The 15,127-nt window shown below is 30.0% G+C and carries 13 protein-coding genes; 5 read left to right on the forward strand and 8 right to left on the reverse strand.

Features of this window, described 5'->3' with window-relative positions:
• Window positions 1-253: 253 nt before the first annotated feature.
• The 5 genes from ACN4EE_RS18545 to ACN4EE_RS18565 form a co-directional block, all read right to left on the reverse strand.
• Entirely contained in the window at window positions 254-622 is a 369-nt protein-coding gene (locus tag ACN4EE_RS18545; protein ID WP_431707967.1) for a HEPN domain-containing protein, read from the reverse strand.
• Window positions 619-933, reverse strand: coding sequence for a nucleotidyltransferase domain-containing protein (locus ACN4EE_RS18550; RefSeq protein WP_431707969.1), 315 nt, complete (start codon window positions 931-933; stop codon window positions 619-621). Before ACN4EE_RS18550 ends, ACN4EE_RS18545 begins: the two co-directional genes overlap by 4 nt.
• A 638-nt stretch (window positions 934-1,571) precedes the next feature.
• A complete protein-coding gene (locus ACN4EE_RS18555) occupies window positions 1,572-2,060 on the reverse strand; it encodes a hypothetical protein (protein ID WP_431707970.1) in 489 nt (162 codons plus the stop codon).
• 109 nt (window positions 2,061-2,169) lie between these two features.
• A complete protein-coding gene (locus ACN4EE_RS18560) occupies window positions 2,170-2,766 on the reverse strand; it encodes a hypothetical protein (protein WP_431707971.1) in 597 nt (198 codons plus the stop codon).
• A gap of 1 nt (window position 2,767) precedes the next feature.
• On the reverse strand, window positions 2,768-4,810 hold the full coding sequence (locus tag ACN4EE_RS18565) for a HEAT repeat domain-containing protein (RefSeq protein ID WP_431707972.1): 2,043 nt from the start codon (window positions 4,808-4,810) through the stop codon (window positions 2,768-2,770).
• 330 nt (window positions 4,811-5,140) lie between these two features.
• Here ACN4EE_RS18565 and ACN4EE_RS18570 point away from each other — a divergent pair, with 330 nt between their 5' ends.
• The 4 genes from ACN4EE_RS18570 (at window position 5,141) to ACN4EE_RS18585 (ending at window position 10,816) form a co-directional block, all read left to right on the forward strand.
• The gene (locus ACN4EE_RS18570; protein ID WP_431707973.1) at window positions 5,141-6,805 is read left to right on the forward strand and encodes a tetratricopeptide repeat protein; all 1,665 of its coding nucleotides are present in this window, start codon (window positions 5,141-5,143) and stop codon (window positions 6,803-6,805) included.
• A 281-nt stretch (window positions 6,806-7,086) separates the two neighbouring features.
• Window positions 7,087-8,190, forward strand: a complete 1,104-nt coding sequence (locus ACN4EE_RS18575; protein ID WP_431707974.1) for a hypothetical protein — start codon at window positions 7,087-7,089, stop codon at window positions 8,188-8,190.
• Window positions 8,191-8,307: 117 nt separating this feature from the next.
• Complete coding sequence (locus ACN4EE_RS18580; RefSeq protein ID WP_431707975.1) at window positions 8,308-8,910, forward strand: hypothetical protein; 603 nt, start codon at window positions 8,308-8,310, stop codon at window positions 8,908-8,910.
• Window positions 8,911-8,998: 88 nt separating this feature from the next.
• A complete protein-coding gene (locus ACN4EE_RS18585) occupies window positions 8,999-10,816 on the forward strand; it encodes a protein kinase domain-containing protein (protein ID WP_431707977.1) in 1,818 nt (605 codons plus the stop codon).
• 125 nt (window positions 10,817-10,941) lie between these two features.
• On the opposite strand, the gene ACN4EE_RS18590 is transcribed toward ACN4EE_RS18585, so the two are convergent.
• Entirely contained in the window at window positions 10,942-12,945 is a 2,004-nt protein-coding gene (locus ACN4EE_RS18590) for a hypothetical protein (RefSeq protein ID WP_431707978.1), read from the reverse strand.
• A 39-nt stretch (window positions 12,946-12,984) separates the two neighbouring features.
• Window positions 12,985-13,821, reverse strand: coding sequence for a hypothetical protein (locus ACN4EE_RS18595; protein ID WP_431707979.1), 837 nt, complete (start codon window positions 13,819-13,821; stop codon window positions 12,985-12,987).
• Window positions 13,822-14,059: 238 nt separating this feature from the next.
• Here ACN4EE_RS18595 and ACN4EE_RS18600 point away from each other — a divergent pair, with 238 nt between their 5' ends.
• The gene (locus ACN4EE_RS18600) at window positions 14,060-14,413 is read left to right on the forward strand and encodes a hypothetical protein (protein ID WP_431707980.1); all 354 of its coding nucleotides are present in this window, start codon (window positions 14,060-14,062) and stop codon (window positions 14,411-14,413) included.
• Window positions 14,414-14,739: 326 nt separating this feature from the next.
• On the opposite strand, the gene ACN4EE_RS18605 is transcribed toward ACN4EE_RS18600, so the two are convergent.
• A partial coding sequence (locus ACN4EE_RS18605) for a hypothetical protein (RefSeq protein WP_431707981.1) occupies window positions 14,740-15,127 on the reverse strand: 388 nt, incomplete at its 5' end.

A 15,127-nucleotide genomic window follows, 5' to 3' on the forward strand; every position in this document is an offset into this window, starting at 1 on the left:
ATAACTTATTTAAAATAAACAAAAAATAAGATGGACATGGTTGATTATATAACCAAAAAGTCCATCTTTTTTTAATTTTGCCCCGACTTTGAAAAAACCCTGCCCAAATCATGGTACTGATTTTTAATTGGTTTTTGACTAATTTGTTTAAATATTCTTGGAGATTAGCAGGTGTCATTATTTTTATTAGTGAATTATAAAAAAAAATTAATTATTAACTAATATTAATTTTAGGAGTTTAGCAACTATTATTTTATAAGTTTTGATTAGCAAAATTGAGCATTTCTTCTGCTTGGTTAATAATAATAGTAACATCTTCATAACTAATATTTACATCTAAATTATAGTCTCCTCCTTTTCTCATTTTCTCCGCCTCAATTAACCAACGGTGATATATTTTTGGAACTTTATTGGTTTTTGCAAAATGCTGTCCAAATCCAGCTATAATTGCCGAATGTTTGCCATAAGTAAGATTTTCACTTTCTAAAAAAGCGGAAGCAATATAAAACATCGTATAATAAGCCCTAGAAACAGCAAATTCAGGGTAATTATAATTAATTTGTTTAGCTACTTCCAAACTTTTTCTTGCTTTTTCTAAAAATTTTTGTTGAGTATTATTCATAGTTTAATACCCTCTTTTTTGATATTGCGATAAAAAGCATTATCTTCATTTTTAAATTCTTCTTCCGTAGTAAAACAACAGCTAACTAATCGATCGTACTCTAAACAGAGATTACTAATAAATTCCCCTATTTTATGTACTTCTTGATAATAATTAAAAGGTTTTTCTAACACTATTAAAACATCAATATCTGATTCTAAGGTAGCATTTCCTCTTGCTTCTGAGCCAAACAATATTACTTCTTTTAAATTAGTTTTATAGGTGGCTTTTAAATAAGCTGATAATTGAGATAAAATTGGTTTAATTATCATAAAATTATTTTGTTGATTTTTATGATTAATAATTATATTTATTATAACTGAAATCGAACCTTTTTGGATTAGTAAATCAATAATTAACTTCAAATTATCTCCTCAGATTTTATAGAAGTTATGAAACCTCGTTAAATAATTTGCATAATTTTTAATTTCTCTTCTGATATATAAATGGTTTAAATCTGTAATTTAGACTAATAAAATATTACAAGGCACATTGACAGAAAACAGAATAAAAGTTAGCATAAAGGGAATCAATAAAAATTCATCAAAATAAAAATTTGAGGGAAATGTGCTATGGCAGAAGGATTACTATATACTTGTGATAATTGCACTAAATCTATACAAACTTGGTCGGACGGAAACCCGTATTATATTAATGAAAACGGTCATAAGAAATATGCCTATCACCCCGATCATGAACTGCTTGAAAAGTGCATTGGAAACGATAGTCCTCATCTTTGTCTGAATTGCGGAAATGACTTTATGGTTGACTCACAAGCACCTATTGCCCACTGTCCTGAATGCAATTCAAAGGATATTGTCGATACCTGGCATTTAGAGGGAAAGAAGTGTCCCTTCTGCCAATCTGGAGTATTTTCTCGTGATTTAAACTATTATTGCATTTCATAATATTAAATATTAAATATTTTATGTGCTAACTCAATGGAAGTAATAAGAATATAATATTTATCCTTATCAAGTGTTCTTTTACCCTCAACAAGATACCAACCTTTCTCATTTCCTTCTATTTTAATAATATAGAATCCTTTATCTTCAGAAAACCCATATATTTGATGAGAAAAATTATCAGGACATTTATCTGACTTAAATCCCAAACAATAACCGAAAAGACTATTTCCGTCTAATGTGTCTTGATTAATATATCCGTAATGTATATTCTTGTCTTCAATTATTTTTCTAATTCTTAAAGTTTTGTTACTAATTTTTTGCTTAATTTTTTTATGCTGAAAAGAGATTTCATAACCAGAAGAATAGAGATATTCTAACAAAAGTTTTAATTTTTCTTTCTCAGGCTTTAATATATTTTTCAGTAATTCTTGTTGACTTTTACAAGTATTTTCAAACAAATTATCCCATAATGATTTATTGTTTTTAATCATAGTTATTTTTCTTAGTTATTAGATTAATAATTGTGTTGATTAGAATATAGTTAACAGTCTATAAAATTGGGAATTATTTATCATTTTTATCCCAATTTATTAAAAGATTTTATCTTCTGACTACGATCGAATTTAAAACATAATTTTCAAAGCAATGTTGAGTTTTATTATCCACACATTCTTTGAGCATAGAACAGAATGCAATGGTAGTTTTTGAGTTGACATTTCCACCATGAACCGTCATCACCCCATGAGCAACTAAATGTCTAATAGCTGTAGCTAAAACTAAAATATTGTGATTATTTCCTAGTTGAAATTCCATTATTCTCTGTTTTAATTGATCTGCCGAGACTTTATCATGGAGAAAATCGATAACCTTATACCTTTTCCGTAACTCTTCAGCAATAGATTTATCTTCGATCGACCATTCCTCAACAATATGTTTTCCCCTTATCTGTGTTAAACCAACCGCTTTATATAACTGTTCAAAAGCAGAGTAAGCGAGAAAAACCCCCAAAAGACAACCATAAGCCTCCACACTTTGCTCAGGGTAATCTTGCAGATTAATACCCTGATAGGAATAACTAAGGCGATAACGGGCAGCAAAACGATATAACTCCGAAAGATTAACACCATCTGGAAGGGGAGCATCTGGATTCATCTTTCTCCAGTAACAAAACTCTTTCCAGCCATCAGGATAAGTCATATTATTTACCTCCATCTTGTCTTTGTTTGATGTTTAATTCGGCGGCACTTCTAACTAATTTATTACCCTCTTTGACTAGGTAGTTAAGAGTATTATCAGGAGTATTGGGATTTTGAGCGATCGCCCAACGCTCTAACCAAGAAGTAGAACGAAAGTTTTTAGCCAAATGAACAACATCAGCATAAGGGCTAAGAAATACCGCTAAACGTCCTAAATTTGGTCTTGTACCTTTAGCTAAACTGTTAAATACCTCAATCTTAATATTCAGGGTTATATTGGGATTTGAGGCTACATAACGGCGAACCTCATAATCAGAATCAGAATCAGTAGCTAATTTTTCTAATGCAGTTACAGGAGTATTGGGATTTGAGGCTAAACGACTGCGAACATATTTATCAGAATCAGTGGCTAATTTTTCTAATACGGCTACAGGTGTATTCTGATTTGAGGCTACATAACAGCGAACCCAATCATGAGAATCAGTGGCAAATTTTTCTAATACGGTTACAGGAGTATTGGGATTTTTTGCTAAATCACGGCGAACATCTTCATCAGAATCAGTGGCAAATTTTTCTAATACAGTTACAGGTGTCTTAGGATTTTTTGCTAAATCACGGCGAACCTCAGAATCAGAATCAGTGGCTAATTTTTCTAATACAGTTACAGGAATATTGGGATTTGAGGCTAAACGACGGCGAACCTCAGAATCAGAATCAGTGGCTAATTTTTCTAATAAGGCTACAGGCGTATTGGGATTCCAGGCTAAACAACTGCGAACATCATAATCAGAATCAGTGGCTAATTTTTCTAATAAGGCTACAGGCGTATTCGGATTTTCTACTACACAACGGCGAACTACATAATGAGAATCAGTGGCTAATTTTTCTAATAAGGCTACAGGAGTATTGGGATTCCAGGCTACAGCACTGCGAACCTCATAATGAGAATCAGTGGTTAATTTTTCTAATAAGGCTACAGGAGTATTGGGATTCAAGGCTACAGCACTGCGAACGTAATCATCAGTCGAAGATAAGAAATCATAAAACCATTGAGAAGAAATCATTTCCCCTGAAAAAGAACTAACAATATCATCTTTTCCTTTCGGAATAGTTAAATTATTTTCTCTTAAGGCTTGACGGATAAATTCTTCTGGATTTTCAATTTCTTCATTCCAATTAATGTGAAGTTTTACTTCTTCAACAATCTGAGAGTTGTTATGTTTTGTTAACTGGACTAAATTTTCTTGGGATAATTGAGGATTGCGCAATAAAGCGATTAACACATCATCATTACCATGATTTACCGCCCAATCTAAAAATGCTTTTGGCACAGTTTCTCTTTTCACCATACTTTTAAGGGTGCTAGGGGGCATCTCTGCTAATAAGTTGGGGTTTTCTAGTAATAACAAATCAAAGATAGGATTATCTAGTAATTCTTCGGGGAATTGAGAACCTAACTCTAATAGAGTTTCTTTAGGAGTGTTTGGATTACTGACAACGGCTTTACGGGTGGATTTATCTTGACTGTGAGCTAACTCTGCTAGTAAATCAGGGGGAGCAGTAATATTTTTAGCAACCACACGGGCTAATTTTATATCTTGGTGGGCTAATTCTCGCAATCTCTCAGGAGAAGTTGTTTCGAGGGATGCTTCCGCACGTTGATTTTTCTCCTTTCTTAAATCCTGAGAAATTGTGATTTCCTCAGACGCTTTTTCTTCAGTGAGAATAGTTTGATGTTGTTCGTTATCTAAACTAGAATTTTTGGCAATAAAAGAATCTAAGTCTCCATCAATTTTAGTGATATTTCCTTTGACTAAATAGTAGTCACCTTTTGTTTTTTCTATGGTTTCTACGGAATATAATGCCCCTTCTTCTCTTAAATCACGGGGAAATCTAACATTTAATTCTGAATCATAACCTTCAGAAATAACTCTTATTTTCAATTGACTACCTTTTTTATAACATTCCAAAATAATTTCTGACGAGCTTTCAACATTTATGTTTGTTTTGGTATTTGTGGGCTTGGTCATTTTGTTATTAGTCATAATATATTATTGATATAAGTTAATAATTTCTGTTCCTATAGATATATCCAGCTTAGATTGATAATTTATGCAAGAATGAATAAAAAAATTTTTCCGTTGGGATGACGGGGAATGCAAATAGCTTCTAATTCTTTCTCTAAATTTGATTGAGTAAATTGATATGACATTACTTTGATTCAATGGTATCATTGTTTGTATCATAGAACAAAAGAATAAGACATTACATTGCAAATTGTTAAGACAAAAATATTTTTTTCTTACTACTGCATAATTTGACTAAATCGAATGGATATATATATGAACACGAAAATTTGATGAGTAAATCATTCCATGACTAAAAATAATAATTCCCCTATGGCTGAACAGTTAGAAGCTATAATCGCAAAAGCTGAAGAATTAGCTCAATCTCGCAATTATGAAGGTTCGATCGAGCTTTATGAGCAAGTTATTGAGATATTAAAAGAGGTGGAAATCGATCGGGATTATTTAGCTAACTTAATGACACAAAAAATCGATCGCTCTATCCATTATTTTCATGGCAAGGAATTTGGGAAAGCAATACAAGAATTAAACCAAATATTAAAAATGCCACTGCCACAGTCACTTGTATCTAAGATTAAAATAAATAGATCTCTGTGTTATTTGCAGTCTGGACAATGGGAAAAAGCTATTGATGATTGTCAAAGCATAATTGAAATAGATCCTCATTATTCTCATGCTTATTATTCTCTGGGTGTAATTTATAAAGCTCAAGAACGTTACGAAAATGCCGTTGCATCTTTTACCACTGCCGTTGAAATGCCCTTTAAAACAGGTCGTTCAATGCCTAAAAATTTGGCAATTGAGTGTTGGATTGAAAAAGCTGTCTGTCAAGGAAAATTAGGGTTTTTACAGGATGCTATGGAGTCTTTATCATTAGGACAAGTTCTTAGTCCCGAAAATCCAGAAATTTTTTGCTATGCCCGTGGTTTAATTTTGGAAGAATTTATCGAATCAGAAGAGGATATTAAAACAGTACTTAATCAATATATTGATGCCTTAAAAATTGATCCTACTTATATTAGTCCTCATTTACGCCTAGGAAATCTATTTTCTAAATTAGAAGACTATCAAACAGCAATTAGTGCTTATGAATCAGTCATTGAGATCGATCATAACAATGAAGAGGCTTATAAAAACAGAGGTTTGTTATATCAAAAACTAGGACAATATCCAGAGGCACTCGCCGACTATAACCAAGTACTAAGAATTAATGATAATAATCCTGAAATTTATTATCAAAGAGGCATAGTATATGAGTTATTTGGGGAACAAGAATTAGCTATATTAGACTTTGAAAAAGTTAGTGAATTAGAAGAGTACTCAGACTTTAATAACCAAGATGAAAATTATGAATTATTTAGCTACTTTTTCCCTGAAAACATTAATCCCATTCAAGCAACTAACCTGATTAAAAAATTTACTGTATTTTGTGAGCAAAAACAGGTAATCCCTTATTTCTCAAAATTTTACGCAGGTGATACAGCCATCATGGACGCTTGTGTATTCGATAAATACGAGAATGAAGAAATCCTGATTTTCGATGCTATGCAAGAATGTTATCAAAAATATAAAGGACCCTTTTATTTTGGTTCAGACTTTGAAATATTTATAAAAAATCCTGATAGTTGCAGTTATTCTAGTTTTGTAATTTTCAATGAATTTGGTTTAATAATTAAAAATCCTTTGACGTTACCCGGATTTTTTGCCCCAGTTTCTTCGCCAACAACTCCATTCGAGAAACTTTTTTGGAATAATTGTAATTATGATTTATTAGGAATAGCTGAAAAGGATAATAAATTAGTCATTGTTATTCAACCCCATGAAAATTTATATATGGGTATTACTAACATGAAAGATGATGATTCTTTTCAAGTAAGAGAACAAAAAAAAAGCAATATTAATGTTTATTTATTTCCTTCTCAAAAAATATTTACAAATTTACCAAGAATCTGAAGATTTGCCTTATATTAGTTATGATTCTGTTGGTCTTTTACCCCTTGAAACAGAAGAACAAACATCCTTTGAAAGAATAATTGAACTTTTAGCAACAACTGACATAAAGATTTTAGACTTCGATACTTTATTAAACGATGTTGAGAGAATTCCTTGGATTTTTTAATTAACCAAAATTCCCCTAAAAAATGGGGAATTTATAAAATTAATTAGAAAAAATTAACAAAAACCACAATCAATATATAGAAAAATAATCATTAGCAAAATCATCAATCATAACCATGACTAAAAATAAAAATAACTCGCAAACCACTATTAATATTATTGGCATTGGTAGTGGCTTATTAATTCTTCTAATCGGTTTTTTTCTTAAATCTAATTCCTTTAAAATTATCGGTATTCTTACAGGAATTACTACTGGAATATATACCTTATTAGCTACTAACAGAATAGAGCCAAAACCAGAAATTAAATGTCAGTATTTAGAAGATGAAGAAGTAATAAAACAAACCATTGATAAACTTAGTAATAATTCTATTCTTTGGCTTGATACCGAAACCGCCGACTGGGATAAACCCACAAAAAGACTGTCTCTATTACAAATAACCGCTAATCCCGATGACTTAACAGGAGAATCGATTTATCTCCTTGATTTATTAGATAAAAACCATTTAATAGACTACTTTATTCAAACAATAATGGTTAATGAAAACATCCAAAAAGTTTTTCATAATGCCCCTTATGATGTCAGATTTTTAGGTGGTAAAGATAGAGTAAAAAATATTTTGTGTACCTATAGTTTATCTCGAAAATTGTCTTTGGAAGAATTAGGAACACCTAACAGACAATTAAAAACATTAGCCAGTTATTTATGTGGCTTTACCATCGAAGAAAATGAACAAGGAAGCGATTGGGCAATGCGTCCTTTAACTGAACAACAAAAAAAATATGCAGTGATGGATATTATTTTTCTCACCCAAGTTCATAAAACATTAGAGAATTATCAACCCCCAATTTTACCTCCATCTCCATCTCCAAATTTTCTAAATATTACGGAATCAGCCATTTTATTTCGTATCACTAAAACTTACTCACCTGATTTAACCCCAGAAGAACTTTATAATGCAACAAGAGGAAACTGGGTATTAAAACAGCGTCGAGAAAATGCAGATTATGCCTTTGCTGTCTATAAGGGAATTGTTAAACAAGTTTACCGTATTCATTCTTGGCATTTTTCAGGAGTTATCACCAATGGTAATGACAGGTATTGTTTTGAGGGAGAAATAGCAGAAGATAAACAAGACTATATCGGAAAGAATGTCGCCCATTATTTCCCTACAGGTTATGCTTCTCCTACACGATATGTTAATTGTCCAAAAAAATAATACACCAAGTATTCAAAGATTATTTTAAACAATTCTCTGACTACTGCATAAATTAAAGAAAACCACTGGATAAATATATAGAAATCAAAAACATCAACTTTACTGGAATAACTAACCATGACAGAACAAAATTTATCTCAAAAACCGATTATCAAACCTGCAATTACATCGAAAGGAAATCTTGATGTTGAGAAAATTCAAGTAGGAGAATATTTAGCAGAAATTCAATATTATAAAGTGATTAAAGTTAATCCTAAAACCATAAAAGTTGTTAGTGATAAAGGAGTAGAATCTAATATTGATAAAGAATTAGTATTTGAGATGTATTCTGCCAGTCAATATAGCATAGAAAAATATATTACTCGCACAGAAATTAACCATATTTTGAGTAATATAGGACAACAAATATTTACCGTTAACTTTAATAAACAAGTTAAACCTACCGACATTAAAAATAAGTTATTAACTGCCATTAAAGATGAAGAAGGAAACCCCCTTAGTTATGAAAATATTGAGAAGAATTTACAGAAAATTAGCAAAGATTTAAACAAGGGAGAAGAAAGAACTTTAATTGGTTATTTATTGGAAATTAACAATGAAATGGGCAGAAGTAGTGCCATTGATTTAGAAATAGAAAAAGGTAAAAATCGCTTACGTCAAATAGATCATCGTACCATCAATTACTTAATCTTTAAAAATACTAAATATATTGTTAAATAATTGATAAATAAGTAAAATATCTGAAGTTTTCTAATGAGAAAAAATTAATAAAAATACTAATTAAATTAATTCAAAAAAAAAGGTTAAAATGAACAATTTGGCAGACTTTAGTTCCTTTGGTTATCAACTAATTAAACAATTAAATCATAACCTTCAAGGGGGAAGAATTACTTACCAAGCTATTGATTTAAAAACTCAGCAATCCGTTGTGATTAAACAATTTCGTTTTGCCACGACAAATAATTGGGATAGCTATAAAGAAATTGAACGAGAAATAGAAGTATTAAAAGAGTTAAATCACTCTGGTATTCCTCGTTATATTAGCCAATTTGATTCGGAAGAAGGATTATGTTTAGTTCAGGAATATAAGTCTGCTCAACCACTATCTAATTTTACGACTTTAAGTTTAGAGGATGTAATGAATATTGCTAAACAACTCCTCGACATTCTAGTTTATTTACAAGAAAGATTACCCCCTATTTTTCACCGTGATATAAAACCAGAAAATGTTTTGATGGATGAAAATAAACAAATTTATTTAGTCGATTTTGGTTTGGCAAAAATTGGTCATGAAACGATGGCATTAAGTACGATGATGGGGGGGACTTTTGGTTTTATGCCTCCCGAACAATTGCATAATCAAAAATTAACAGAAGCGTCAGATTTATACAGTCTTGGTATGACTTTAATTTGTTTAATTACTAATACTAAATCAGGAAATGTAGGCAGTTTAATGGATCTTTCCAGTAATAGGGTGATGTTTGATAAAAAAATGCCTAATGTGGGCATTCACTTTGTCAATTGGTTAGAAAGAATGGTTGAACCTAATCCTAGTTTGCGTTATCAAAATGCTAAAATGGCTTTGGAAGCCTTAGAAAAAAAATCAATTATTACTAGGGAAAATTTCAAGAAAGAAAGGTTGACTTTTACTTTTCTATTTGTCAGTTCTATTCTCATTATTACTACACAAACAGTTTTTGCTTTTATTTATACTTTTATTAGTATTTTTATCGTTATATCTTTGGTTTATCTAAAATTTCGCAAATCCATTAATTTTACAGTTAAAAAACAGCTTAATCTTAGAAAAAAAGAGCTAGAAAAACAACGAATGGACATAACAAGATCGATCGAAAGTGATAAAGATAGTATTAATCAAAAATTAATAGAACAAAAGCAAAGACAAAGACAGTTATCAAATCAAGAAGATGATGAAATTATCCGAGTAAATAAACCTTTAGAAAAAAGAATTTCTAATATAGAAAGAGAATTAAATCAGTTAGAAAATAATAAAAATCAAGAAATTAGTCAAGAGTTAAAAAGAATACAAGATGATTTTATTAATCGTGAACTTAATCGATCGATAAATCCTGATTCAGTGGAGGGAATTGGTCAAAAATTTTTACAAAAATTGAATAATGCTGGTATTGTTCGGATTTGTGACATTAGTTATTATCGTGCTAAAAATGTAAAGGGAATAGGGGAAGTAAGAGCTTCTAATTTGGTTAGTTGGCGACAACAAGTGGAAACAAATGCCAGAAATAATGTGCCTAAAACTTTACCAATATATCTTCGGGAAAACATAGATAAAAAGTATTTAGATTTGTCGAACAAATTAAGTGAAGAAAGAATAAATTTAAGGGAAAATATTAGGATTAATCAAATTAATATTAATCGTAAATATAAACTAGAACAAGAAAAGATATTAGACATAATAGCGAGAATACAAGAAGAAGAAAAAGACTTAGAAAATAGTCCATATATAGAGAAGAAAGAAAATCAGTTAATGATGATAAAACAAGAATTAGATCATCTTGCTGAACAGTTGCAAGTTTATCAGCAGTGGACTTTTTCTCGTTATCTTATTAGTTTTCTTTTATTTCGTTCTGAAATTCTTATTAGAAATTAATATAGGAGTTAGTTATCAGTTATAAGAGTTTGTTATTTCTTAAGGGAAGAGGGAAAAGGGAAAAGGGAAAAGGGAAAAGAGAAGAGTAATAGTATTTTCAATATTTTTTGTTAATAATTGATTTCTCACAAATCATTCCTGATTGCTATATTCCATTTAGTATAGGTATCTTTAGGATTAACAATTTTGATGACTGATTTACTTTTATGGAGATTAAAAATTATACTCAGGAAAAAATAAAGAGGAATAAAACAATTATAAAAATCAGGGTCTTTTGTTATTTGACTATAAATTTCTGTAAAATTTATTTGAGTTTGATGCTGTAAAAGATTGGCTAATTTTTCTTTAAAAATATTTATCTCAGGAAAACAGTTAACTAAACCTAAGCTATTGAGAATCATACAATTATTTAATATTTTATATCTTTGCATATCCGATAATAATTCTTGTCTTGAAATAGAATTAAAATTGATATATAAATCTCCTGATATTGAATCTTTATATAGTTTATTATAGGTAAAAAAATAGTATAAATCTTCTAATGTTAGTTTATAGTGAATACATTTTTGAGAATTTGGTGTAAATAAACTATGATAAATTTCTGCACCAATTCCTGTTTTTGGTGTCTCAAAATTTCTCAGAAGAATTAATTGCTGACATCTATTTTTATTAACCACTCCTTGACATTGTTTCATTAAAGCTGTAAAACTTTGTCCACGACGAGTATTATTAACAATTAAACCTTTTTCCATACCTGTTTTTGAACAAGTAAAAGTAAATCCTTTTGAAGAGTTTACTCCCGACAAAAATTGAGGATTAATATTTTCTACTCCTAGACATTGTAAAATATGTTTAAACATTTCTAAAAATTCTTCATCACTATAGTTTGAAATAGTGGTTAACTGTTGAATTTCTTGTTGATTTTCTTCAAATACCTGATCCCATTTTTTCAAAAAATCTGGACGTATTGGAGGTGGAGGATTATCGCCACTATCGCCACCATCATCTTGTTTTTCTACTTCAATATTTTTAATATTTTCTATATATTCTTGAAAATTTTTACCGCCTAAATTTAAAGCATTTCTTAGATTTATTCTTTCTCCTAAAGCATTGTCTATTAAGATTTGTTTATCTAAAGGATAAATACTTGAATTTGGTAAAGGATTACATTGAAGATGGAGAGGTTTTAGGCGATTAATCCATAATTTTTCTGCTTCTTCGATCGTTATATCATCAAGAAAAATGTTTTGATTAATACGAGCTAAATCTGATTGAACCATCGTTTTTTTATAGGTTTGCCAATTTTCTTGGGTAATGCTAATTAAAACTAAAAAATTGACTAAACGCTCATTATGAAAAGTTGTGTTAACGTTAAAAACATTAGCAAAAGCTCTTTCAATTTGATCAAAACAAATAATAATTGGTTTAGTGGCATCGGTAATTCTACCAAAATTACTTAAAATTCCTCTGGCTAATTTTTCATTATCAATAGATTTATTTAACCCTAAAATTTGTAAATCTTCTTCGTCTAAATCTTCTCCTGCTAACCATTCACAAGCTAAGTCATAATTATCTGTTGTTAACTCGTATAAAGCAGTAAAGAATTTTTTTGCTTCGACAATACCAGCAGGATAACTATTTTTTAAATGACGAATAAAGGCTTTTTTTTCTCCTAATAATTTTTTTACCCAGTCAGTAGAATTTAATACTGGTAAACCTTTTAACCATAGTTGTAATTGTGATTCTTTTTCCCCTTCGGGTATTTGCATTAAACTGGTGACGGTATATTGTAAAGTATGTCGCCAAAAATAACGATAATCTTCGATGGGTTGAATATAAACAAAGTAGGCTGATGAGTTTAATTTGTCTTTTAAACGTCCTAATAAATTACTTTTTCCACACCCTGCATCTCCTGTTAATAAAATTGTTTTTGTTTGCCTAAATTGATCTTTAATGAGTAGTTTTAATTGATATTCTATTTTCTCCAATGCTGATTCATGAATGGAATCAACATTTTCTAGGTGGTGTTTTTCAAACCAGAAGTTACCGTAAGTGACATCATCAAAAGGATTAGGAATTACTTCTTCTTTCTGTTTTAATGCTAGTAATATTTGTTCTAAATTTGTCATTTTTTACTACCTTTTAATAATTATTTTTTTGTATTAATTTTACTTAACGATTAAATAAAAAATTGGATAACCAATACTTTGGGGAATACCCGCATCATATTCTTCCTCAGTATATTGGGAGGCATCCACTAGACGGCTAAGGGAAATTTTATTTTCTTTCTGTAATGTAAATATCATACTATTTAACTCATCTTTGGACAATACGGATTTATACTCATTTCTTAGATGAAAAATTGGTAAGTAGTTATCGGTGTTCACGGTTCGATCGAGCCTTATAATAGTTTGTAAAATATCATCAGGGGTAATTAACTTAGGTGGGTTAATATTTTCCTCTTCTACTGTTGAGGTGATAGTTTTTGTTGACGATATTTTGTCCATAAAGTAATTACGAATAAAGGTTAAATAATTATTCAATAATGCTTTTGGTAAACTAACATTTCCTAATCCTTCAGCTAAATATTCTTCGGCTAAATATTGTTTTCCTGCTTCTGTCAATTCCCCATGAATAATTTTTTTATCAACAATATCGATTAAGTTTTCTCTCACTAATTTATCGATTAATAAATCTCTTTTAGAAGCAGGAGTAATATTTATTTCTGATATTTTTATTTTGGTCTTTTCACACTTTTTAAGTATATTAATCTCTAACTGGTTTCTATTTTCCTTATTTGTTAAAACTTTTTTACCATTGTTATTTATTTTTATGGTAATATTTTTTTCCTGTATGTGAATCAATTTACTATCCCAAAGTTTATAACAAAACTTTTGAGTTTCTTCAATTTTTGTTTTTGTATTTGGTTTAATATCGCCTATTTTTCCTTGATAATTATTTTGTCCTAATAGTTTTAATAAAATTTTGAGGTGTTGTATTTCCATAGGTAAGATCGCTCTATTGTTTTATGGAGCATATTTTAAAGATTATAGCAGACTTATCTTCCCTGAATACAGAGTTCAAATTTAGAGATACGGTAGATGCCTATTGACAATTATAGAATATGCTTGAATTTTATATTGTTTTTTTGATGAATACTGCATAAATCAGAAAAGTAAGACTGATAAATAAGTAGGGAATAATTTTTCTCTCAATCAACATATTTTCATCAGGCTAAATATAATGTCTTATAATTTATTCGAGATTCCTTCCGAAAGTGGTAATCATGCTGATATAGTTTTGGCAGATCCACAAAATACAGACCGAAATACTTATACACATCATAGTTACACAATTGAAACAACAGACATTGAAAGCGAAGTATTAGATAAAAGAGGCATCCGTCTTCGTAATTTTCGTAACTGGCAATTAATTAAAGAAAAAAATCCTCAAGTCTTAGGTTCTTTTAAAGAAAATCGGGGATACTATATTGGTGAAAGTGTTTTATCCCAAAACTGTATTGATCATCATTCCCAAGCCAAAACAGTTTTAAAATTAGGACTCATTGTTCGCTTATTTGAAAAAGTCAAAGAGTGAAAAATAACTTCAAATGTTTAATATATAAGAATTTGAGTCAAAAAAGTAGTGACAAAGTCTAATTCGTTGAGGAGGTTGATTATGTTAGCGACTTTCGTGTTACAATCTACTCTCAAAAATAATAATTAGCGTAATTAATACTATAATTAAAAGTAAGATTAATTGACTCAATCTGAAACTTTGTTATCAACGATCAAAGGGATGAAAATTCTCCCACAAATACCAGTTTTAATCCAAACAAATCCTCTCTAGGCTAGAAAATATGCCCACCAATCGTTTATTTGCCCTTAATTCATCTTATTTAATTTATTATTGTACTTAATACGCTAATCAATTCTTTTTTCCCAATCATCACCTAGGCTACTATAAATTGACTCTGGTACTGCCATCAGACTTAATATCTCTTTTTGCAACGGATTCAATGATGATATTTCTCGTGAACCATCTCGATGTTTATACAGAGTTATGTTACATAAACCTCGTAACATTTTTTCTGCGGTGGGGCGATTGGTTCTGCGTTTTGGATTCCCATCATAAAGACCTGCTAAACTGGATTTAGACTCATGTAATTGACGGCGAACTACAAATTCCATCAAAGTAAAAACTATCAGGGCGATCGTTAATAAAAACATTAATCCTCTAATTTTATCTTCATCCCGAAAATAAATCGGTAATGCTGATAAACGTCCTTTTTTAAAACGGTGAAATCCCATT

Origin of the sequence: Geminocystis sp. CENA526 (assembly GCF_050753365.1) — a bacterium.
GTDB lineage: Bacteria > Cyanobacteriota > Cyanobacteriia > Cyanobacteriales > Cyanobacteriaceae > Geminocystis.